Source organism: Pectobacterium carotovorum, from assembly GCF_033898505.1.
GTDB lineage: Bacteria > Pseudomonadota > Gammaproteobacteria > Enterobacterales > Enterobacteriaceae > Pectobacterium > Pectobacterium carotovorum_J.
Window position 1 is genome coordinate 1,726,316 of sequence record NZ_JAXAFK010000001.1, and the last position, 23,760, is coordinate 1,750,075.

The 23,760-nt window shown below is 55.9% G+C and carries 10 protein-coding genes and 1 pseudogene; 1 reads left to right on the plus strand and 10 read right to left on the minus strand.

Annotation, left to right across the window (positions count from 1 at the left end; translation table 11 throughout):
* Positions 1-292 precede the first annotated feature (292 nt).
* From R9X49_RS07745 to R9X49_RS07780, 9 genes and pseudogenes are all read right to left on the minus strand, one after another.
* Positions 293-658 carry a hypothetical protein gene (locus R9X49_RS07745; protein ID WP_319847836.1) on the minus strand — a complete coding sequence of 122 codons (366 nt, stop codon included), beginning with the start codon at positions 656-658 and terminating at the stop codon, positions 293-295.
* A gap of 48 nt (positions 659-706) precedes the next feature.
* Positions 707-1,258 carry a hypothetical protein gene (locus R9X49_RS07750; protein ID WP_319847837.1) on the minus strand — a complete coding sequence of 184 codons (552 nt, stop codon included), beginning with the start codon at positions 1,256-1,258 and terminating at the stop codon, positions 707-709.
* 60 nt (positions 1,259-1,318) lie between these two features.
* Positions 1,319-1,579, minus strand: a complete 261-nt coding sequence (locus R9X49_RS07755; RefSeq protein ID WP_319847838.1) for a hypothetical protein — start codon at positions 1,577-1,579, stop codon at positions 1,319-1,321.
* An 80-nt stretch (positions 1,580-1,659) separates the two neighbouring features.
* Positions 1,660-2,061, minus strand: coding sequence for a hypothetical protein (locus R9X49_RS07760; RefSeq protein WP_319847839.1), 402 nt, complete (start codon positions 2,059-2,061; stop codon positions 1,660-1,662).
* Positions 2,062-2,222: 161 nt separating this feature from the next.
* Positions 2,223-2,585: a hypothetical protein gene (locus tag R9X49_RS07765; protein ID WP_226313142.1), complete on the minus strand. Its 363-nt coding sequence runs from the start codon at positions 2,583-2,585 to the stop codon at positions 2,223-2,225.
* Between the two features lie 9 nt (positions 2,586-2,594).
* Positions 2,595-2,723 (minus strand): annotated as a pseudogene (locus R9X49_RS23140) (hypothetical protein); the annotation flags it as partial.
* A gap of 236 nt (positions 2,724-2,959) precedes the next feature.
* A complete protein-coding gene (locus R9X49_RS07770) occupies positions 2,960-3,349 on the minus strand; it encodes a contact-dependent growth inhibition system immunity protein (protein WP_319847840.1) in 390 nt (129 codons plus the stop codon).
* Positions 3,346-20,586, minus strand: a complete 17,241-nt coding sequence (locus tag R9X49_RS07775; protein ID WP_319847841.1) for a hemagglutinin repeat-containing protein — start codon at positions 20,584-20,586, stop codon at positions 3,346-3,348. Before R9X49_RS07775 ends, R9X49_RS07770 begins: the two co-directional genes overlap by 4 nt.
* Before the next feature lie 50 nt (positions 20,587-20,636).
* Entirely contained in the window at positions 20,637-22,310 is a 1,674-nt protein-coding gene (locus R9X49_RS07780; RefSeq protein WP_319847842.1) for a ShlB/FhaC/HecB family hemolysin secretion/activation protein, read from the minus strand.
* A 334-nt stretch (positions 22,311-22,644) separates the two neighbouring features.
* Here R9X49_RS07780 and R9X49_RS07785 point away from each other — a divergent pair, with 334 nt between their 5' ends.
* A complete protein-coding gene (locus tag R9X49_RS07785; protein WP_319847843.1) occupies positions 22,645-23,310 on the plus strand; it encodes a GntR family transcriptional regulator in 666 nt (221 codons plus the stop codon).
* Between the two features lie 20 nt (positions 23,311-23,330).
* On the opposite strand, the gene R9X49_RS07790 is transcribed toward R9X49_RS07785, so the two are convergent.
* Positions 23,331-23,753 (minus strand): type III secretion system chaperone, encoded by a 423-nt coding sequence (locus R9X49_RS07790; RefSeq protein WP_319847844.1) that lies wholly within the window; start codon positions 23,751-23,753, stop codon positions 23,331-23,333.
* Between the last annotated feature and the right edge of the window lie 7 nt (positions 23,754-23,760).

Consider the following 23,760-nt stretch of genomic DNA (forward strand, 5'->3'; position numbering starts at 1 on the left):
AGCTTCCGTCGCTATATCTCCTGTTCTTCGAGACTAATGTCCCTATTTCTATTAGGGATTTTAGCCTGAGTTTACAGGATTAAATAAAAACATATACGAAGAAAAAGAGAACAATATAGTTAAAAATATTGAATGGATAAAAAGGGAATTATTGTATTCGATACAAATACGGGGATAGATGAAAACGCAGAGGAAGATAGAGTGATATTATTTACCTTATAAAATCATTTCAGTTTTAATGATATTACTTAATACCATATCTAAATGAGAATGTTAGGATTGCAATTTATTTTTACACAGAGGGAAAAACATCACCGGAGAATACATTTTCTGGCATAACGTCAAGATAATCCGGGAGCAGACCATATTCATCCAGAAACACCCGATGCTGCGCAATAATTGAGAAGGCTTGCTGCAATGGCGCTTTTATTTTTTCTGCACCGGCAATCCACTGCTGGTTATACTGTAAAAACTCCGCCGTTTTTTCCAGTTCTGCTAACGACCATTGATCGACGGGATCGTAAGCCAATTCAAGCTCGGCGATATAGGTTCGAAGCTCAGATAAATAACGCTGAAACAGATCAATATCAGCCACGGTGGCACAGGCAGCTCGATTAAAAAAAGCGTTAAATGCCTGCTGAACCAATCCCCTATTCATATATGCATCCCTAACCTGTCTGATTTTCGCCACATATTATATATCAACTTATTGCGCGTACGGCACCGAATACACCGCAAATATTCTGCATGGCCCCGGCTCACAGCCGTGAAAGACACCACTTTCCAAATGCTTTTTCGCCTCATCAAACGACGCCAGCAGGCAATGTTCATTGACCTCCAACTCCTGCGCCATATGGTTGCAGGATAAGTAGGAACACTCTGGCGATTGCTCCAAATGAAAAGAGACAATATCAAAACCCTGCAACTCTTTCTGCCGTGGTATCTTCACGTCGGTATCAAAAGAGGCTTCCGGCTCGAACAGGTTCCATTCCGCTGTATCTTCATCATACTGATACTCGTATGCCTCGTAATAAAACATCGTGGTATCGGCCAGATCAATTCCTTCTTCTTTCGCCAGAGAATAAATCATCTCCGGTGAATCAAACAGCCAGTACCCGTTATGACGCCAAAACTGAATATATTCACAAAAGGCATCAGAGACACAGCAGCTCACCGAGTAAATGTCTTTTACCTGATCGGCGTTAAGCCAGTCAGGTTTTAACGCGACTCTTTTAGCTAAATATCCGACGGGGATCATAGATTTTTCTCCTTCATGTTTCTGGTGAGTGTTATTTCTGGATCCCTTTGTTATAAAAATTCATTTTGGATAGGAGACCGCAATCTTAGACTCATCACATATAAATCCTTCATCGGCTTCATTATGCGGTGTTCTATCCGTGTAAAAATATCTTAGCATTGGCTCTTGGGTTTTTATTTCAACGCATAACTTTTGAGATATTTTTTTAGAAAAAAATATCACTTGAGGAAATCCAATCAATCCATATGAGACCTCCTTTACTGAGTTACCCTCAGCAAGAGATAATTCAATGACATGGTTTATATGAGGTGAGTTTGTCATTTTACATCCTAATTTTATTTACCGTAATATAAAATAAAACGCATCATTAATTATAGTTATTCAGAGGGCCATTTTTGAAATCATTTGTACTGAAAAGAGATTTTTCGATTACTTCCCAAAATCCCTCCACGATAACGCATGATTTTTTGATTCACTATGTAGATAATTTTCAATTTTCCCCACACAGACTCATCTTCATCAGAAGCTGTAACTAACGCTTCAACAAGCCCAGTTGCTACCGCAGTTGCTAAATCAGTATTTTCTGAAGTTACTCCCATTTCGATATGCTGGAAAAAATTTAATTTATCTGACTCTCTTAACAATGCCAATTGGTTCACTAATGCCTTACCTACCAATGAGAACAATAAAATTGTCGGTGGAGGATCTGGTAACCAATATTCGATGCTATTGTTTACTTCATTTTTGATGTACTCTGACCTCTGAGTAAACATACTCAGATACTCATTAACGTATTCATCCATTACTTTTTCCCTTAAGAGCATTTTGCATATCTTTAAGAACGTTTTCAACCGCAGCTCTATCACTCGAAGAAGCTTGAGGGTTTTTATTCAACCTAATACCAGACAGTCGGTGATTGTGGCTGTTGAGCGCGGTATTTAGGGATGAGATTCATCATAAAAATTTAGATTAGATCTTCACCATTAAGAAGCACAATAACGTTCTTTTCCCCTAACTCTCGTCTGAACACATCTGCTATTTCAGAAGTATTCAACTCGGAGAAGGATTTATCATTGACCGCGACTAAAAAATAGGACTTCGGTTCTTTTAAACCAAATTCCTCAGCAACCAATAACTTAGTTTCTTGGTTGTACTTTTCGATACGATCATCAATTAATTCAAGTTGTTGACGGCTTAAAATTACATGCGGATCAAACATAAGATATGAGCCATCAAAGAGATGTCCAGTAGCCTTCCTCACCATATCTAATCTTTCCTTCAACTCATCGATACTTATTGAGGTGTAACATGTTATATCAATTGACATTTACGCACCTTACTTGATCTTTATTGGTTTTCCGGACTGGTCAATAACAATAACTTTATCTAGCCCTTTTATAGGCCAGTCATGAAATTGTTTTTGTAAATCGCTAATATTTGCTTTCGTATCTGCCAAATTGATAACGACATTGCTTGCGCCGCACTCAGGAAGTCACTCCCTGTGCCATATTTCTGAATCTCGGCCTTGTAGGTCGGTGATTTCGTCAGAGCCTTTTTATAAACTTCCCATTCCTGCGCCGAATCACCGAATCAGTTATCGTCACCGTCGAACGCGGTAAACAGCTCATTGAGACAGAACTCCGGTTCTGACAGGCAGATATAAAAATCCCGGCCTGTTTGAGAGGCCGGGATTAGCATTATTTAAGATCTGGATAGTTTTTCTATTTTCTCTATATCCATAACTATCTGACTATCAAATTTATTTTTATCCAATTGATTTAAGAAGGAACTAATTCTTCGAAAACAAGGTAATGCAACTTTTATCTCATCACTATTTAAAGAGGATATAGACGATATTAATTGTCCATCATAATCCTCTCCAGCCAGAGGGTCTTGCTTTAAAATAACTTCAGCTTTTGGCAAAACATCGGCTAAAAAAAGATCTTGCCTTATTGCTCGAGCAACATCACCAACACCTAACTCATCGAGAGAAATATCTATAATACTACCAAACCATTCATCTAAAGATGAATTTTCATTCGATTCATAATTGCTATTACTAATCAGTAATAACTCTCTAAATGTTGTCATATTCCGTGCCCCTTTATCGCTGATTCAAGTTTATTAATAGCATCAGTTGCTCTTCCATAAGCTGCCTGCGCCTCAGGATTATTGACATTTTTTAGTGTATTCGCATGATTTCGAAGACCATTAAGAGTGTCGTTCATTTCCTTCATATGATTCCAATACTTACCACTACCATCAGGCTTGATTACTGGATTACTATCCATATCTTTCAATGTACCGGTGATATCATGGTCTTTAATCGAGTTCTTAATCAGATTATCGATCTTCTTAACCGCGCTTTCCTGCTTCTGATTGAGTTTTTGAACAGGTTTATCATCCTGCTGTTTAGGATCATTTTCTGGCGGAGGTGGATTACCAGTTCCTGAACCTGTACCGCCCAATTCCTTTTTCTGATCATCGGTAAGGTTTTTACCTAGATTCGGATTAGAAGCATTTTCAGAACCGTACTTATCCTGAAGCGAGTTCAGATACTTCACGGTAATCTCATCATTACCCATCATGTTCAGTCTGATGAGATGATCCAGTTCATCCGACGAGAGATTGTCCGCGATTTCTTTCGCTACAACACCGGTAATACCCGCTTTCACACCGAGTTCAAGTAACTTTTCAGCAACCTTGGTTCGGCATGGTGCCGCTATCGCACATCCTTCAACCAACGCTTTGCCGAAGAAGTTATTCTCCACCGCATTACGCCCAGACTGCGCGCCGCTGGCGGCAGAAGCAGTGCTGTTGCTCGCCAGACCGGACAGCAGGCCAGACGCCAGCAACGAGAGGGCGCTGACTGACTGCTTTTCCTCTTCCGTCAGGTCGTTCGCCGTCTTGCCGGGATATTGATCGGCCATGATGGCGCGGGCAGCCAGTTCACCGCTGGAGGCACCGATGGCCCCCGCGGCCGCATCCTGACCTGACAGCTGGGCAACTACCGCCCCCACAACCGCGTGCGCCATCGCGTTGGCTGCGATATCCGACGCCGTGATTTTACTTTCATCCTTCGGTAGCGTGACATCTTTCACCAACTGGGCCAGATACGGTGATGCGCCGCTGGCAATCGCTTTCTGGATGTCCCCACCCGCCAGTGCCTGAATTGCCGCCGTCGCCGCCTGTGCCGCACGCTGGAAATCACTGCCCGTGCCGTATTTCTGCATCTCGGCCTTGTAGGTCGGCGATTCCGTCAGCGCCTTTTTATACTCCTCCCATTTATTCGCCGGATCGCCCTCTTTCGGACGCTCGACGGTGGCATCGCCTTTAGCTTCCGCGGCGTTCTGCGCTTTCAGCTCGCCTTCCGTGCGCACGATATCCATCACCTGCGCGCCGATTTCACCAATCAGCTGCGCCTGTTTCAGGCGTTTCTGCTCTTTCTCTTTGTTAAAGATCGGGCTGAGCGCGTTGTTCGCGTGCTCAACGTCACGGCTCAGCGTAGCGATATCCTGCACCTGCTTCGCTGTATCCCGCAGCAGCAGGGTGCCGTCACTCACCGCCGCATAGGTGGTGCTGGATGCATTGCCGCTGTGACCCAGCGCCATCAGCGCCGACGGCACGTTCATCGCCAGCGTCGACAGCATACTGCCGTTCAGGGACGGGCTGGCACTGAGGCCGATACCACTGTGTTCTACCTTGAATTCGGCTTTGTTGCTGAGCCCGCTCCAGCCCAGCGTCCCCGTGTCCAGCCGGTTTTTCTCGGCGCTGGCAGTGGAGCCAATGACCGCAGCGTCAAGCTGGGTGTGCTCACCGGTTTTTATACCAAATCCGTCTTTACCCGCAAAGAGCCCGGTCTGCTGCTGCACGCTGTCATAATTGCTGTGCATCTTGTCTTTGCTGAGGCTGATATAGCCGCTGCCGCCTCCGCCGCCCCAGGTAAAGCTGCCGCCCGCCGAGCCGCTAACCTGTTTAGAATCATAACGCTCGCTGTCCTGCTGACTTTGCAGCAGCAGGTTACGTCCGGCATCAACATCAATGCGCTCGCCGTTTACCTGCGCGCCAGTCAGCCGCGTATCGCGCTCGCTTTTCAGCGTGACGTGGTTACCCGCATCCACCGTCGTTTCTGACCAGCTATTGCCCGAACCGGTTTCGCGCCCTTTCGCCGCATTGACGTTGGCGAAAATGCTGAGCCCCGCGCTGCCGTTGCTTAAGCCCACGCTGACGCCGATATTCCCGCCGCTGCTGCTGTTCTTACCGCTGATGTCCTCGCTGTTGCGTGCCGAGAGCAGGTGGATATCCCGCGCCGCGTTCATCAGGACATCGCCGCCCGCCTTAAGCTGGCTGCCCGCGACCGTGATATCTCCGGTGCGTGACTCGATGCCAATATCTCCCGCCGCATTCAGCGTCGAGCCAAAGCTCTGCTTCTGCTCGCTGGTCTGGCTGGAGCGAGAGTTTTGCGCCCCGAGCGAAACGCTGACGCCGACAAAAGACGACTGCCCCTTATTGTTCAGTTCGGACTGGCTGCCCTGATAGGCCTGATAACCGGCCAGTCCGGCCTTCATGCCCTGAAGCAGCGCCAGCCGACCATCACTTTCACTTTTTGCCGCCTGAATGCTCTGCACCGCGCTGTTAAGCGCCGACCCTACCACACCAGACAGCGCCACGGTCAGACCCGCAGTTTTCTGCTGAAACTCCTGCTGCTGTTTGCGTGTGTCATAGCCTGGGTCGATGGTGACGTTGTTGCCTTGCAGGAAGATGTCTTTTCCGGCCACCATATCGGTGCCGCTAAGGGTGACATCATTCCCGGCCTTCACCGTCACCGAGTCGGTCGTGCTGCCGAGGGTGCTGATGCTCTGGCTTTGTGTCGCCGCCTGATCGCGCAGTTTCTGGCTGGTCGAGGTTGAACCGATGGTAAAGCCGATGCCGCCGCCGCTGAACAGGCCGCTTTTCTTCTTGCTGTGCTCTTCATAGTTCTGATAGTTCTCTACGCTGGCCGCGGTGTTGACATCATTATTTGCCAGTAACGTCACCTGCTTGTCGCCGACCACGGAAGAGCCTTGCAGGTTGATATCCTGATTGGCCGCCATCGTGACACTGTCACCCGACAGCAAACTGCCTTTCTCATCGGTTTGCAACGTTTCCCGCAGGGTATGCGTCACCGTCTTCGAGAAGGCCTTTTTCTTGACCTTCGTTTCTTCAAAGAAGGTGTGCTGCGTTTCGGTGGCCGACAGCAGGTTGATGTTGTTACCCGCCTGTGCCGTCACCGCACCGCTCGCCACACCCTGCGCCGCCTGCAAGTTGATATCTCTGCCCGCCTGCAAGTTCAGGCCCTTGCCCGTCGTTAACTCGGTACTCTGCTGGGTGATGTTTTGCTGCCAGTCGGCATGACGGTTCCACCAGTTGCCGCTGTAGGTTTCTTCCTCTTGGGACAGCAGGTTGAGATCGCGTCCGGCTGCCAGTGTCGCATTGCCTTTGGCGTTCAGGCTGGCCGCTTCTGACAGCACATCCCGCCCAGCCACCAGATTCAGATCGCCCCCGCTCAGGAGCTGGCTGTTTGCCACCTCCTGCGTGCGGCGCTGTGCGGTACTGCCGCCCTGATAGAGCGTCTCTTTCAGCGTGTCCTGTGCGGTCAGGCGAATATCGTTGCCCGCCGCCAGCGTCAGCGCCGTGCCGCCGGAAAGCGCGCTGGCATCAATCTGCACGTCCTTACCTGCCACCGCGCTCAGCGCGCCGCCCGCACTGATGGTGCTGCCCTGCACGGCCGTGTTCAGCGCGGTGTTGCTGCTGCCCCAGCCGATATCGACACGATTATTGGTCAGCGTCAGCGCCTCAATCGCGACATTACCTTTGGCGTTCAGCGCCATGTCCTGTCCGGCGTTGAGCGTAGCCGCCACATTGCGGATATCCTTGCCCGCGCTGAGTGCCAGGCTGTTGCCCGCGACGATTTCGGCGGTTTTGCCCAGTTCAGTAAAGACCAGCGAGCCAGTGCCGCTGTGGGAAGCCGTCGGCTGTGCGGTCTGGAAGTTGCGGCTTTCGGTTCGGTTGATGATATCGCCGTTGATGCTGGCGAGCTGCAGCGTGTTGCCTTCCATCCGGCTGCCGCTGTTGGTGATGTTATTCAGCGCCACCAGATTCAGGCCGCCGTCTGATTTGATCAGGCCGCCCTCGTGGTTATCAATCTTGTCGCCGCTGGCAATCGCCAGCACGTCAACCGCCTTGAGCGTACCGCTGTTGGTGACGCTGCCGCCGGCGTTCAGCTCAATTTTATTCGCGACAATCGCGCTGCCCTGCAGGTTGCTTTTATCCGCCTGCGCCAGATACAGCTTCGGCGCCAGCACGGTCTGCCCGTTGACCTCGATATTTTCCCACCAGACCATGCTTTGGCTGAGGTTCGCGACCTGATCCGGCGTCAGGCTGACGCCCAGTTGCAGGTTCATGCCTTTCTGCGCCGCGGCCGCGTTATCCAGCAGCGTCTGCATTTGTTCCAGATCGGAGCCGGTGCCATTCAGGTGACGCTGCCCGCTCTGTTTCAACACCGCCTGACTGATGTAGCGGGTATCAAACTCCGCGTCCCCAAGGAAGCGGTAATCGTGGTCTGCATCCAGATTCAGCTTATCCAGCAGATAGGACGAGCCCAGCACCCGGTCGGTCTGCGTCCACTGAGAGCGCGTTTCGACCGGCACCACCGTGGACGGCTGCTGCCCCAGTAGCGTCTGCAAATCGCTGAACAGCGCGTTGTCCACCTGTCCCAGTTGTTCCAGTTTCGGGTTGGTGTGGATCAGGTAGCGGCTGTCGGCATTCGGATCGACAACCAGCAGCCCGTTATTGCCCGTCGGCAGCGGGTAATCGGCAAGCGGATTGGTGCTCAGGTTTTGCAGCCCGTTGCCGATGGCGCTCAGCAGCGCGGCGGCAGAGAGAGGCTGTGGCGCAGAAGGCGACGTTCCGCCCGACGGGGTGTCTACACTGACCGCGGGCTTCGGTGCGTCAACCGCTGCCATGCCCGGTGTGGTCAACACAGCAGGCGTGCCCACCGTGCCCGCTATCGTGACGCCCGTTGCGGTATTGTCCACGTTAACCGGCGTCAGGCTCTTGCCGCCATCGGGCCGCTGACCTGTCGACGTCAGTGCGACCGCATCGGGGTTGTTGACGTGACCGGAGGTTGAAGGCTGTAGCACCACCGCATCACCGGTGTTGAGCGTCAGCGGCCCGGTGGTATTCGGAGCCGCAATTACCGCGCTGATGTTATCCGCCTGCGCGCCCGCTTGCAGCACGGTGCCTGCCTGCTGCGTCAATTCGACCGCATCAGGATTGCTGACGTGGCTGGAAGTCGAAGGTTGTAAGACCACCGCGTCGCCAGTGTTCAGCGTCAGCGGTCCGGTGGTAGTCGGGGCCGCGATGGCCGTGGTGATGTTGTCAGCCTGTGCGCCCGCGTGCAGCGCGGTGCCCGCCTGCTGCGTCAGCGTCACCGCTTTACCCGTCGCATTCACGCTTGCAGCATTACCTGACAGCGCAGCCTGTCCGTTCCCTGCTTGGGTAACGTCTACCGCACTGGTGTTAAACGACGAATCCTGACTGGCCAACTGGCGCGTGGTCTGCTTCTGCAAGGGGGATAACGTGGTAGCCACATCCAGCACCGGTTTGGTTGCCGCAGGCATAAACCCGCCGCTGCCCGGCTGTAGCGTGGTATTGCTGATATCCTGTTTAAAGTCGGCGGTAATGGTGCCACCTGCCTGAATTAACGCGTTATAGCTTTCGCCCTCGGTTTTTTCGTAGGTTGGAGTGCCTGATAATTTATAAGACATATATTTGTTCATTACACGATCATGCTTATCTATAAATTTACTAGGCCTCGCCACTTTCCCCCTTTCTTTATAAGAAATATGTTCATAAACCAAATATCCGAAATAATCACCTGATTTATATGATAAATTATTTAATTTATCACCTTTCAGATTGATGTTTTTAATCGCTTCCAATATAGATGATTGATTTGCAAAGTCATTAGAATATAAGAAAGCATCCTTCCCTGAACGAATAACTCCAGCTTGATTATCAGATTTTATTTCTATGGTTTTATGTTCAATGACGACTTTCTGTATATCAGCATCTTCAAAAGGGAGATACATGTATTCTGTAACCCATCTGGGAGCTCCATTTCCACCGCCACCATTATCAGTTCTTAAGGAATAGATTCCATAATCCTCAGGTTTAAACCACCCAATGGGAATATTCGCTATCGTTTTCCCTGCCCACTCCGGCACAGAGTCCCCCGCCAATTCCGTTTCCGTCACCACCAGTCCCTCACGCTGGTTAGTCAGCGTGCCGGTGTTAATGGTGATATCGCCAGACTGCGTTTCGATGGTGCCGGAGCTGTTGAGTAACGACGTGCTGGCGTTGCCCTGTGCGTCACGCTGCACCCACAGGCTGTTGCCCGCCAGAATGGTGCCGAACACGTTGGTCAGGGAATCCGACAGCAGGCGCATATTGCCACCTGCATACAGCATGCTGCTGTTATGCAAGACGCTCCCCGCCTGCACCAGCAGGTCGCCCGTGGTACCAACAAGTCCTTTGTTATTCAGCGTATTGTCGCTTATCAGCGTCAGATTACCGCCCGCCTGAACGCTGCCCGCTTCCAATTGCACGATATCTTTCGCGCTGACGCGAGACTCCCCGCCGCCTGCCAGAATGCGGCCCTGATTGGTCAGCGTGCCGGTGCTGGTCAACCGGACGGATTGACCCTGTAACGTCCCGCGCTGGTCGAGGTCACCCGCCACGTTCAGCGTCAGCTGCTGTCCGGCGGCCATGCTCTGGGTGAAGGTCAGCGGCCCGGTGACATCGGCGCTCAGGTTACCCAGCGCCACCAGTTGCCCGTCCTGCTGCAGTTCATGGGTTTTCAGGCGCAGATCCTGTGCGCTGTAGAGCTTCGCGCCCTGATGGTTGACGAGACGCTGCGTCTGCAGCGCCAGCTGTGTCAGGCCCAGCAGCGTACCGTGGTTGTCCAGTTCATCCGCGATAATCTCCAGTTCACCGGCCTGCACCAGCCCGTTGTTCACCCACTGCGGGATGGTTAGCGTCAGTTTGTCCTGCGCCATCAGGCTGCCCTGCTGGGTCAACTGCGCGGTGTTGAGCACCAGCCCACGCCCCTGCAGCCAGCCGTGGTTCTCGACAGCCGCCGCGTTCAGCGTGGTGGTGCCGTCGGACAGCAGTTGTCCGCTCTGCTGGTTGACAATCTTCTCTTTTCCATCCAATTGCAGCGCGGCGGTGCCCTGTACTGTGCCGCCATTGGTGATGGTGTTGCCCGTCAGCATGGTGGTGGCGGCCTTGATGTCGCCCTGATTGTCCAATGCAGTCGCCTGCACGTTCAGCGTGCCGTCGCTGCTTAAACGCGCCTGCGGCGCATTGCTGAACTGGCCGACAACGGTGGCATTGAGCGCGCGGTCGCCGCGCAGAGTGCCGTGATTAGTGAGTTCATCGGCACCCAGCGTCAGCGTGTTTCCCTGTATCTGCCCGCGATTGGTGATGTCATGCGCCGTCAGGCTCAGGTCGCCGCCGCTGACCAGCTGGCTGCCCTGCGCGCCCTGATAGGTCCCGCTCAGCTGCAGCGTCCCGCGTTGGACGCCCAGCAGATTGCCCTGCTGATCGAGGTCACGGGCAGTCAGGCGTAGGTCGTCCGATTGCCACAATCCCTGATTGCGCAGCACGCCCGTTGTCAATTCACCCGTACCGCCGCTGAGCAACCGCCCCGTCGCCAGGTTATCGACGCGGTCAGTGAGAGCCAGCGTAAAGCCGCCAACACCCGTCAGCGTGCCGCCGTTCTCCAGCGTCTGGCCGACCACTGTCACGGTACCTTGCGAGAACAGCTCGCCCTGATTGTTCAACACGTCGCCATTGAGCGACAGGCTGTTCAGCCCCGCGACGGTGCCGCGATTGCTGAATGTGTCACCGTTCAGCGTCAGTGTACCCGCCTGCCATAACCCGGCGTTGTCCGCCTGTTTAGCCTGGAGCGTAGCCGTACCGTTGCTGAGCAACTGGCTGCTTTTATCGCCGACATAGCGCAGCACATCAAGCAGGCGCAGCGCGTCGGTACCCTGAATACGACCCTGATTCTCCATCTCACGGGCGCGCAGTTGCAGGTTGTTAGCCTGTAGCGTACCGGCATTGCGCAGCGTGCCGCTGTCGAGGCGACCTTCGCCGTTGGTCAGCAGTTCCGCCCCGGCGCGGTTAATCAGCTCGTCACGGTTAGTCACCGTCAGGCCGTGGCTACCCAGCAGGCGTCCGCCATTATCCAGCGCGCGGGTGGTCAGATTCAGCGTGCCCGCGGCTATCTCACCGTTCTGGCTCAGGCGCTCGGCCGTGATAACAGCGTCGCCATCGCTCAGCAGGCGAGACTGCGCATTCCCCTGATAGATGTCCAGTAAATCAAGCCGTAGCCCGTCCTGACCGAGCAGCGTCCCGCCGTTGGTCAGGGCGTTTGCCGTCAGCGTCAGCGTGTTGCCCTGCCAGAATCCGTCGTTTGTGACATCACCCGCCCGTGCGGATAACACCCCGTTGGTCAGCAGTTGACCGGTAGCGCCGACCGTCAGGCCATCGCGCAGTTCCAGTGTGATGCCACGCTCACCGATAACCGTGCCGGTGTTGTCGAACGTCCCCCCGTTCAGCGCCAGCGCCCGGCTTTCCCAGCGTCCGCTATTGCGCAGCTGATTACCGCGCAGCGTCAGGGTGTCGGCAGTATGCAACAACCCCGTGCCCTGATAGTCGCCGTCAAGCGTCAGCGCCCCATCGGCAATCACGTTGCCCGCGTTGTTTACCGCACCGCTGTCGAGCGTCAGCTTACCCACGCCGGATACAATGCCCTGATTGTCGAGCTGGCTGGCGCTCAGCCAGCTGTCGCCGCCGGAGAGCAACGTGCCCTGATTGGTTAACCGGCTGGCGGGGTTAGCGCGATCCAGCGTAACGGCTAACCCGTTATCCCCCTGAATGCGTCCGCGGTTGGTCAGTTGCTGCGCGTCAAACGTCAGACGGTCTGCCTGCGCGTCGCCGTCGTTTGTTATCGTCGCCGCGCGTAAAACAGCAATACCCTGCGACAGCAGTTTACCGCCCTGCTGGTTGCTAAGGTCAGTGGTGGTGGTCAGCGACAGCGCATTAATACCAAAAATCTGCCCACGGTTGGTCAGGTCAGCCGCCTGCAGCGTGATATCGCCCGCCTGCCACTGGCCGTCATTGTCAACCTCCCCCGCCGTCAGCGTACTGCTGCCCTGACTCAGCCATTTGCCCTGATTGCGGGCCGTCCCCGCAATTGCCAGCGTCAGGGCATCCACGCCCAGCATCTTGCCGCGGTTCTCCAGCGTCTGCGCGTCCACCTTCAGCTTACGGGCTTCCAGCGTGCCCTGCTGATCGATATGGTTCGCCACCACGCCCAGCGTGCTGCTGCCGCTGATAAGCCCGCGGTTATCCAGTTGATTACGCACATTCAGTTGCAGATCGTCCGAGCCCAGCATCTGCCCGCGGTTCAGCACATTCGTCGCGCTGACGTTGATGTTTTTACTGGTGAGGTCACCGCTGTTGGTCAGGGTGCCGTCCAGCGTCAGTTGCAGGTCACGCGTGCCGTTCAGCTGTCCGCCGTTGGTCACGTCGCGGGCGGCAATGGCAAGCGCCTGGCTGTTCAGCGCGCCCTGATTATCAAGGTGATTACCGAGCGCCAGCGTCAGCCCGTTCACGCCCATTAGGGTACCGTGGTTGACGACGTCATTGGCCTTGAGGGTCAGCGCATGACTGCTGATGTCACGCGTATTATTCAGCGTCCCATTCAGATGTAGATTCAGGCTGTCGACGCCGGTGATCGCGCCGCTGTTGGTCAGGCCGTTCGCGCTCAGCGCCATCGCCGCCCCGTACAGCGTGCCAGCATTGTCGAGGCTTTCGTTTACTGTAATGTCCAGTAGATCAAGGCCGTTGATTTTCCCGCGGTTGTCCAGCCTGTCGGCCTGCGTGGTCAGCTGATAACTGCTCAACGTGCCCTGATTGGTTAAGGCGTCATCCAGCGTCAGTTGAAGACCGTCAACGCCGGTAATATCACCCGCGTTGGTCAGCGTACGGGCAGCAATCGTGGCGAGCTTGCTCCACAGCGTCCCCTGATTGGTGACATCGCCATTCGCCAGCGTCATCTTCAGGGATTTGTCGCCCTGAATGTGCCCGCGGTTGTTCAGGCTTTGCGCGTCCAGCGCCAGGCTGTCCGCCTGCCATTCGCCCTCGTTGCTCGCCTCGGCCGCGTTCAGTACCGCCATGCCCTGGGTGAGCAGCTTACCGGTTTGCGCATTGGTCAATTTATTTTTCGCCGTCAGCGTCAGCGCCGACAGCCCCAGCAGTTGTCCGGCATTCCCGACCTCATCCGCCGTCAACACCAGCGTGTTGCCCTGCCAGAACCCGTCGTTCATGACCGTGGCTGCCTGCGCCTGCAGAGCACCGTTGGTCAGCAGTTGGCCGGTGTTGCCAACTGTCAGCCCATCCCGCAGTTCCAGCGTGATGCCGCGCTCACCGATAACCGTGCCGGTGCTGTCGAACGCACCGCCGTTCAGCGCCAGCGCCCGGCTTTCCCAGCGTCCGCTATTGCGCAGCTGGTTGCCGCGCAGCGTCAACGTGTCGGCGGTATGCAACACTCCCGATCCCTGATAGTCGCCATCGAGCGACAACGCCCCGTCGGCGATAACCGTGCCCGCGTTGTTTACCGCACCGCTGTCGAGCGTCACCTTACCCACGCCGGACACGGTGCCCTGATTGTTGAGCTGGCTGGCGCTCAGCCAGCTGTCGCCGCCGGAGAGCAGCGTCCCCTGATTGGTTAACAAGCTTGCCGAATTGGTACGGTCCAGCGTGATGGCCAACCCGTTGTCACCCTGAATGCGCCCGCGGTTGGTCAGTTGCTGGGCTTCAAACGTCAGGCGGTCCGCCTGCGCGTTGCCGTCGTTTGCCACCGTCGCCGCACGCAATACCGCTATACCCTGCGACAGGAGTTTCCCATTCTGCTGATTAGTCAGGCCGTTGGCGGCGGTCAATGACAACGCATTGAGACCAAAAATCTGCCCGCTGTTGGTCAGGTCAGCGGCCTGCAGCGTGATATCGCCCGCCAGCCACTGCCCGTGATTCTCAACCTGATCTGCCGTCAGCGTGCTGGTGCCCTGACTCAGCCATTTACCCTGATTGCGTGCCGTTCCCGCAATTGCCAACGTCAGGGCATCCACGCCCAGCATTTTGCCCTGATTATCCAGCGTCTGCGCGTCCACCTTCAGCTTACGGGCTTCCAGCGTGCCCTGCTGGTCGATATGGTTCGCCACCACGCCCAGCGTGGCGCTGCCGCTGATAAGCTCGCGGTTATCCAGTTTATTACGCACATTCAGTTGCAGATCGTCCGAGCCCAGCATCTGACCGTGGTTCAGCACGTCCGCCGCGGTGATGCCTGCTCGTTGGCTGGTAAGGTCACCGGTGTTGGTCAGGGTGCCGTCCAGCGTCAGTTGCAGGTCGCGTGTGCCGTTCAGTTGACCGTCGTTGGTCACATCGCGGGCGGCAATGGTCAGCGCCTGGCTGTTCAGCGCGCCCTGATTATCAAGATGATTGCCGAGATCCAGCGTCAGCCCGTTCACGCCCGTCAGAGTGCCGTGGTTGACGACGTCCCTGGCCTTGAGGGTCAGCGCGTTACTGCCGATGTCACGCGTATTATTCAGCGTCCCATTCAGATTAAGGGACAGGCTGTCGACGCCGGTGAGCGTACCGTGGTTGGTCAGGTCGCTGGCATTCAGCGTCACCGCCGCCCCGTACAGCGTGCCGCGGTTGGTGAGGCTATTGCCGGTTGTCAGTTCAAGGCGGTCGAGGCCGTTGATTTTCCCGCTGTTGTCCAGTCTGTCGGCCTGTGCAGTCAGTTGATAGCTGTTCAGCGTGCCCTGATTGGTTAACGCGCCATCCAGCGTCAGTTGAAGACCGTCAACGCCGGTGAGGGTGCCTTCGTTGGTCAGCGACCGGGCAGCAACAGTGGCGAGCTTGCTCCACAGCGTGCCCTTATTGTGTAATTCGCCGTTTGCCAGCGTCACCTTCAGCGAGGTATCACCCTGAATGTGGCCGACGTTGGTCAGTTGCTGTGCGTCCAGCGTCAGGCTGTCCGCCTGCCATTCGCCCTCGTTACTTGCCTCGGCCGCGTTCAGCACCGCCATGCCCTGCGTGAGCAGCGTGCCGGTTTGTGTATTGCTCAGCGTATTTTTCGCCGTCAGCGACAGCGCCGACAGTCCCAGCAGTTGGCCGGCATTCTCGACGTCATCCGCCGTCAACGTCATCGTCTTCGTCTGCCACTGGCCTGAGTTCTCCAACCGTCTGGCGGTCAGCGTGCTGTCGCCCTGACTCAGCCATTTTCCGCTGTTGCGGGCCGTGGTGTTAATCGCCAGCGTCAGCGCATCCACGCCCAGCATCGTGCCCTGATTGTCGAGCGCATCCGCCTGCACAAGCAGTTGGCGGCTTTCCAGTGAGCCCAACTGATCGACCTGACTCGCCTCAAGCTGTACCCGCTGGCTGCCGCTCATCAGGCCGCTATTGCGCACCGTCTTCTGCAGCGTCAGGTGCAGCGCGTCACCGGAGACCTCGCCCTGATTGAACAGGTCAGTCGCCGACAGCCCCAGCGTCGCCCCATAAAGCTGGCCCTGATTGGTCAGGCGGTCAGCAACGGTCAGTTGCAGTGCATCAATGCCGGCAATCTCGCCGCCGTTAAACAGGGTATTGGCCGTAATCGCTGTCCGCTGCCCCAGTAGCGTGCCCTGGTTCTCCAGCGCATGTGCCTGCAGTTGGATAGTGTTAGCCTGCCAGCGCCCGCGGTTGGTGAGTGTGGTGCCGGACCAGTCCAGCAACCCGTCCGTCTGCAGCGTCCCGCTGCCCTGATAATTTCCCGCCAGTGACAGCGAGGTGACGGCCAGCACGGTTCCGGCATTTTCCACCGTCTCGCCGATAAGGGTTGCCGCGCCGTTACTGGCGAGTGAGCCCTGATTGGCTATCTGCGTGGCGCGCAGCTGCGTGTCCCCCCCGGACACCAGCGTGCCGCGGTTGTCCAGCACACCGTCTGTTGCTCCGCGGCCCTGACGTGTGGATGACGCGTTGAGTTGCTGAATATCTGCCGCCAGCGACAGCGCCATCGGCAGGAATGAACGCTGACGTGAGGCGCCTGCTGGCGCTATTGCGATGTCAATATCGCGATCGGCCTGAATCCGTCCCGTATTGATGAAATGGGCAGACTGCAGCGTCAGGTTATCCGCCAGCCACTCGCCGTGGTTCTCCGCCTGAGCCGCCTGTAACACCGCCGCCCCCTGCGTCAGCAGTTTGCCGCGTTGTTGGTTGGTCAACCCGCCCTGTGCCGTTACCGACAGCGCCTGAATACCGAGCAGTTGCCCCGCATTGGTCACGTCATCCACTTCCAGCGTGAGGTTTTCGGCCTGCATCAGCCCGCTATTGTTTATCTGCTGTGCAGTTACCACGCCATTTTTCTGGGTCAGCAGGCTGCCATCATTAGACAGGTTACCGGCAATCGACAGCGTCAGCGCATCCACACCCAGGATTTTGCCCTGATTGGTCAGCGAGGCCGCATCCAGCGTGACGGTATTTCCTTCCAGCGTGCCGCTCTGTTTGACATCACCAGTTGTCACTACCACAGACTGGTTGCCACTGATGAGGCCCGCGTTATCCAGCAGCCCGGTGGTGTTCAGTTGCAAATGATTAATGCCCTGCAACTCGCCACGGTTGTTCACGCCCGCCGCCGCAACCGACAGGCTGTCGCTGCGCAACGTGCCGATATTATTCAGGTTGCCGCCGAGCGACAGCGTCAGCGTATCGACACCCGTGATGTCGCCGTGGTTAACCAGACGATCCGCGGAAAGCACGACCGAGTTCCCCAGCACTGTGCCCTGATTGGTAACGTGCTTCCCTTGTAAGGACAGCGCACGGCTTTCCCAGTGCCCGTTATTCACCAGCGTGTCGCCGTGCAGCATCAGTGTACCCGCCGTATTCAGCAGGCCGCGGCCCTGATAGTCGCCACGCAGCGACAGCCCGGTTGCCGCGACCACTCGCCCGTCGTTAACCAACGACAGCCCCGTCAGCGACGTATGGCCCAGACTGGACAATGAGCCCTGGTTATCCATCAGGCGCGCGAACAGTGTGGCGTCCCCGCCTGTCGTCACGGTGCCACGGTTAACTAGTGTGCCTTTGCCATCCGTTGCGGGTAGCGTCAGGGATAAGGAAGTATCCCCCTGGATCTGGCCGTCATTGGTCAGATTCTCTGCCGCCAGCGTCAGGGCTTTCGCCTGCCAGTCTCCGGCATTGACGACCTCCGCCGCGGTGAGCGTCGCGGCGCCCTGAGACAGCAGTTTGCCTGCCTGCCGGTTGGTGAGCCCGTTTGTGGCCGTCAGCGCCAGCGAGGACACACCAACGATTTTCCCCGCGTTGTCCAGTTCATCGACCTGCAACGCGACATTTTTCGCCTGCAAGGTCCCCTGATTATCAAACCGGTGTGCCGATGTGGTGCTGTCGCCCTCACTCAGCAACTCACCCTGATTGGACAGGTTGCCGGCTATCGCCAGCGTCAGCGCGTCGGTGCCCCGCAACATACCCTGATTGTTGAGCTGCGCTGCTTCCACACGAAGTTGGTTACCCTGCAGCGTACCAGCGTTATCCAGACTGCCAGTTAAGAAGAGCGACAGGTTAGTGATACCGCTCATCGTGCCACTGTTGTCGAGAGACGTACCGTCTGCCGTCAGGGTTAATGCCTGCAGCGAGCCCCGATTCTCGGCCTTCGCCGCCTGAAGGCGCAGCGACTCTCCGCTGAGCCAGTCGCCGCTATTGGTAAAGGTATCGGCGATGCTCAGGTTCACTGCGCCCCGCGCCTGTGCCTGCCCGCTGCTGGTGAGGGTATTAGCCTGAACATGCAGGGCATTGCCCTGCAACGTCCCGGCCTGGCTGGCGGTATTGCTGTGAATCGTCCAGCTCCCGGTGGCCAGCAGGCTGCCGCGGTTGTCCAGATGGGTGGCCGTAATCTGTCCGTCGCCGGTAATACTGGTTTTACCCGCGTTGAGCCAGCGCTCGGCATTCAACAGGAACTGCTGCGCCTGAATCGCGCCATCGGTCTCCGCCTGTCCGGCGTTCACCGTCAGGTCTGCGCCCGCCAGCAGCGTACCGGTCGCGGATTGCGTCAGGGTACGCGTGGCGTCCAGTTGCAGTGCGTTGTCAGCCTGAAGCGTCCCCTGATTGGCGAGCGTACCGGTGTGCAGCTGTAATGTCGGGGCAGTAAGCGTACCGGCATTGCTGAGGCGGTCAGCGGTGACCTGCAGGGTGTTGCCGGCCTGCATCAGGCCGCGGTTATCCAGCGCGTCTCCCAGCGTCAGCGCCAGTTTTTCACCCGCACTGAGCGTGCCGCGGTTCACCAGACTACCGCCGTGCAGCGCCAGCATCTGTTGTGCATTGATAACATTATGGTTTTCGGTCGTCTGACTGGTCAGATCGAGTTCGTTCGCGGTCACCTCGCCCTGATTGGTGAACTGGTTAGCTTGTGCGTTCAGCGTCGCAGCCTGCAGTGTGCCGTCATTGGTGAGGTGGTCGGCCAGCAAAAACAGCTGATTATCGGTCAGAATGTTGCCCTGATTGTTCAGCACCGTTTGCAGTTCCAGTTTCACCTCGTTCCGGGCGCTGAGTAATCCGCTGTTGTCCAGACGCTGTGCGTTAGCCGTCAACCGCTCGGCCGCCGCTAACGTGCCGCGATTCGTTATGTCGCCGCCGCTGAACGTCAACGCCTGCAACGCCGCGATATCGCCCTGGTTATCCAGCGCATCCAGCGTCAGCGTGAGGGTTTTCCCCGCCAGCGTACCGCGCTGCACCAGACGTCCGCCGTCAACGGTGAGCCCATTACCGGCGGTCAGGTTCCCCTGCCAGTCACCCTGCTGCGCTACACGCACCGTGGCACGGTCTTTCGCCTGAAGCTGGGCGCTGCCTGCACCGTTAAGCGTTTTCGCCTCGAGTCGCACATCCTCTGCGCCCGCGCTCCCCGCCAGCGATACGGCGTCGCCGCGCACCTCAAGCACCGACTCCGCTTTGAGGCCGCTTTTCGCATCCTGCTGCAGCGATTGCCCTGCATCGACCGTCATTTTGCCCGCGGCAAGCTGGGTAGCCGCAAGCGTGACACCGTCACTCTTTATCGATAATTGGTTCGCTGATTTGACCTTGCCCTGCGCATCGACACCGGCACTGATGACGCTGTTTTGCGCGTTCAGCCCGCCACCCGATGACAACTCGATATTTTGCCCGGCACGCAGCGTCGCGTCCTGCAACGTGATGTCCTGTCTGGCGTTCAGCGTCAGCGCGTCACCCGCCTGCTGCTTACCCCGCAACGCCAGCGCATCCGCGTCGGCCTGAATCGTGCCTTGCGCCACCGTATCGCCCAGGCTGAGTTTACCGTTGGCCGACAGCGTGATATCGCCGCTGCGCGCACTCAGATTGCCGACGTTGACGCCCACGCCCTTATCGCTGGAAACCAGCTTGATGCGGTTGGTGTACATGCCACCCAGCGCGCCCGTATCCAGCGCCACTTTTACATTACTGCCAGTCACGCTGCTATCCGCCGCCTGCGCCGTCACCTTGCCCGTTGCGTCAACCTGATTGGCACCGAGCACAATCCGGGTATCGTTGGCATTCAGCCCGGCATCAATCTGCGCCGTGCGGGCAATCAGGCTAAGGTAGTCACTTTTGCTCGCATCCAGCCCCTGCCCGGTCAGCGTGATATCGCCGCGCTTCACGTCGATATGTTGCAGGTTTCCCTGCGCATCCAACTGGGGTTTTCCGGTGGTTAGCGTCACCTGCGGGGTATTGATAAAACCGCAGCCGTCGCAGGTAATGCCGTTCGGGTTGGCCACGATGACGCTGGCCTGTTTGCCCCCCACTTCAAGGTAGCCCGCCAGCGTACTGCGGTTGGTGGACACCACTTCGTTGATAATGGCGTCGGCGGCTTTGCCTTTCAGGTTGGGGTTGTTCTGGATCAGTCCGCCGAGCTGGGTAGGGTTCAACTGGGCCGTGCCGTTATTCAGGATCAGGCCGGGCTTGTCGACGTTAAAGTCCTGGTACTGGTTGTGGGAAATCCCCGCGCTGTTTGGCGTGGCAATATTGATGACCGGTACGCCATTACCCGCCTGAGCCAGCGAGGTGTTGCCCGTTGCAACCTGCACACCCGCCGCCATCGCTGGCAGCAGCGGCTGAAACGCAATAAGGTGGATCAGCGTATACGCCAGCAGGCGCTGTGTGGTTTTTACTGGTTTCATCCCTGATCCCCGGTCTTAATGATTAACAACGAAAAATTAAAAATGAATAATTAAAACGACAGCCCAACGCGGTAATACACCACGGCGCTATCCGGTTTTAGCCAGTCGGGGTGTGCCAACGGCCAGCCAACCGTGATTTGTTGTGATAAATATTGATTCGCGACCCCTGCCCCTACCGCCGCGCCCCACAGCGTGCCCGCCGAGTCGCTTTCGGCCTGATGTGAGAAAAGATGCCCGCCGTCCACCGCCGCCGTCAGGGTGACGCTGCCCAACAGCGGCAACTGTGTTGCCCGCCAGTTGAGTTCGTTGCGCCAGTAACCACCGCGATTGCCTGAGAGATACTGTTCTTTGAAACCACGTACGGAGGTTTCCCCGCCCAGCGTGACCTGTTCGCTGCCATACAGGCGCTGCGGTGAATACTGACCGTAGAGGTTGGTGAGGTAATGGAGGTTGTCTGCGATCGGGTAGTAATAACTGGCTGCCAGCGTCACTTTGTTGAACTCAGCGCGCAGCGCATCGTCAGACTTACCGTCATCCGTTTCCGCGCCAAACCAGCGCGTTCCCCTGCTGTAAGCCGGATTCAGCGTCGCCAGCCCGCCCCACAGTTTCTGGCTATGATTGATGCCAATAATCGCACTGCTGAGTTTACGGCTGCTGGTTTGCAGCAGTACATCGCTCAGGTAGTTCTTTCCGATGCGGTGCGACATGCCCGCCGAGAGGCTGGTTTTCATGTCGCCATTACGGAACACCACGCGTGACAGCGTGGCACGGTGCGTCTGGCTATCGCCGGTTGAATGCCAGAGAAAATCCCGGTTGATGAAATCGTTGCGATAGCGGCTCTCAGAATAGTCATAGCTGAGCGTCCAGTAGCCGTAAGGCAGCGACACGCCCGCCTGCAGGCTTTCGGCATTGCGGCTATCGCGAAATTCGCTGCTGTGCCCGCCGCTGATAAACCACTGATCGGCCAGCCCCAGTACGTTATCCGCCCACAGGCCGCCGTTTAGCTGCCGCTCCCCGGTACTTTTCTGCCCGCTATTGTCAAAACTGATGTTTGCCGTCAGCGGAATTTGCTTTTTGCTAGTCAGGTTGACGATAGAATAGCCTGGCTGGTTGCCGGGCTGAATTTCGATGCTCACCTGCTGCGTCGGCATGCGGTTGAGCTGTTCCATGCCCTGCTCGATATCCCGGAGATTGAGAATTTCGCCTTCCAGCCCTGGGAAAACCTGCTTTAATGCCCACGTCGATTGATTATTAATGTTAATAGATTCGAGGCGACCTTCCAGAATATCGATTTGCAATACGCCGCTGGAAAGATCTTGCTCAGCAATAAAGGCTCGACTGGTAATATACCCCCGTTCGATATACCAATTACTGACGTCATGAATCAGCTGATTTATATCATTAACATTAATACAACGATTAATATAATCTTTATTTAACCGTTCTTTGTCTCTTTCACGCAGCAGCGAACTATTGTGATAATTAATTTCCTTAATGGGAAAGCAGTGCCCAGTATCGCTGCCGCCGGCTGGATTTACCGTCGTTTGTGGCTGATTTAATTGCAATAAGGAATCACGCTGCTGCCGAGATTGATCGATCACCTCGGCCTGCCGCTGCTGGATGTCATTTCTGTCTGCCGGATTAAGCGGCGCGGAAAATGCCGGAAATACTGTACAAAAAAATAGCGCAGGCGTGATAAAGATCAGCCTGAAAAAACCACGCATGGTTTCATCCCTGAGATAATAATTTTTTTGGCATAGTAGAACCGTTAATTACCAAGCTCAATATGTCAGGTAATATATAATTTTATGACAATTGGTTTGCGTTAAGTCGCGATAAAATATTTCCTTAACCAATAATTTTAGGATTGTTACACCTCGCCATACAATACTGCGTATTTCATGACCTTTTCTTGTCGCTTCCCCCCCCAAGAGATGCCTCCCCCATAGCGTCGTTGATGCATCATATTATATAGTAGCGCCTCATTGCCGCAGGCTATTGCGGCGTTAACACCGGCTTATCTCACCACGTTGCGCAGCGCTTCTCTCTGGGGGAACAGTGAATTATCCAATTGGGCAGATCAATCACAGCTATTTAGGCTCCAGCGTTTATACCATGCTGCGCGAGGCGTTAATTACCGGTCAACTCAAACCGGACGATCGCCTGAGAATACGGGAGCTTGCCGCACAGGTTGGCACCAGCGTAACGCCGGTGCGAGATGCGATCCTACAACTGGCGAAAGAGCAGGCGCTGGTGCTCAAAACGCCGCGTGATATCCGTGTTCCCCAGTTGACCGAAGCACAATTTATCGAGATCCGCACATTGCGGCTGGCGCTGGAAGGCACGGGGGCCGAGCAGGCTGCCGCACACATTACGCCGAAGATGCTGGAGCAGATTGAAGAGAATATTCGCCAGAATCGTCTGGCGATTGACGAGAAAAATCTACGCGAAGCCCTGCGGTTAAATAGCGAATTTCACCTGTTTCTGGCACAGGCGGCGCGTATGCCGCTGTTAACGCAGTTTATCGGCAGCTTGTGGATGCGCACCGGCCCGTTGATTGCCCAGGCCTATGCGCATTTTTCCGTGCAGATGGCGATCGAACATCACGAAGACGTCCTCGCCGCGCTACAGCAGCGCGACGCCAGCGCCGCTCGGCAGGCCATCCAATCCGACATTCTGGACGGCAGTGAAACGATGCTGGCCTTTATTGCTATGGATCAATAAGTTAACACTAATCAACCGCGTTAAGCCGCCATGAGCCGGGGCAATAAGCCGCGAATCAGCAGTCGGGTTTCTTTGGCCTGACTGATAAATGCGGGCAGCAGCGCGGTAAAGCTGGGTTCATCGAGCGATTCTGCGGTGTGCTGAGTGCACAAACGCAGCGTCGAGTTCTCATCCAGCGCCAGCCAGCAGCCTTTCATCGCCGCCATTTCAAAATTAAGCATCAGCATCAGCTGGTAAACCGCCGTACTGACGTCCCCCTGAAATCGCATCACATCGCTGTGTAATAACAACACGCTGCTGCTGGCGGGGACCTCTAACACCACCGCCTCCTGCCCGTCAGATTCGCGTAGCGCGCAGATGCCGTCCTGCAAACTCAGTGGAGTACGGCTGAGCGAACCGTAATGGCGCAATAGGCGAGTAATATGCTGTTGTGTCGGTGTCATTCTGTTC

Bases quoted from the DNA above. Each gene is read 5' to 3' on its own strand.
- R9X49_RS07745 (WP_319847836.1), bottom strand. From the start codon at position 658: ATGAATAGGGGATTGGTTCAGCAGGCATTTAACGCTTTTTTTAATCGA.
- R9X49_RS07750 (WP_319847837.1), bottom strand. From the start codon at position 1,258: ATGATCCCCGTCGGATATTTAGCTAAAAGAGTCGCGTTAAAACCTGAC.
- R9X49_RS07755 (WP_319847838.1), bottom strand. From the start codon at position 1,579: ATGACAAACTCACCTCATATAAACCATGTCATTGAATTATCTCTTGCT.
- R9X49_RS07760 (WP_319847839.1), bottom strand. From the start codon at position 2,061: ATGGATGAATACGTTAATGAGTATCTGAGTATGTTTACTCAGAGGTCA.
- R9X49_RS07765 (WP_226313142.1), bottom strand. From the start codon at position 2,585: ATGTCAATTGATATAACATGTTACACCTCAATAAGTATCGATGAGTTG.
- R9X49_RS07770 (WP_319847840.1), bottom strand. From the start codon at position 3,349: ATGACAACATTTAGAGAGTTATTACTGATTAGTAATAGCAATTATGAA.
- R9X49_RS07775 (WP_319847841.1), bottom strand. From the start codon at position 20,586: ATGAAACCAGTAAAAACCACACAGCGCCTGCTGGCGTATACGCTGATC.
- R9X49_RS07780 (WP_319847842.1), bottom strand. From the start codon at position 22,310: ATGCGTGGTTTTTTCAGGCTGATCTTTATCACGCCTGCGCTATTTTTT.
- R9X49_RS07790 (WP_319847844.1), bottom strand. From the start codon at position 23,753: ATGACACCGACACAACAGCATATTACTCGCCTATTGCGCCATTACGGT.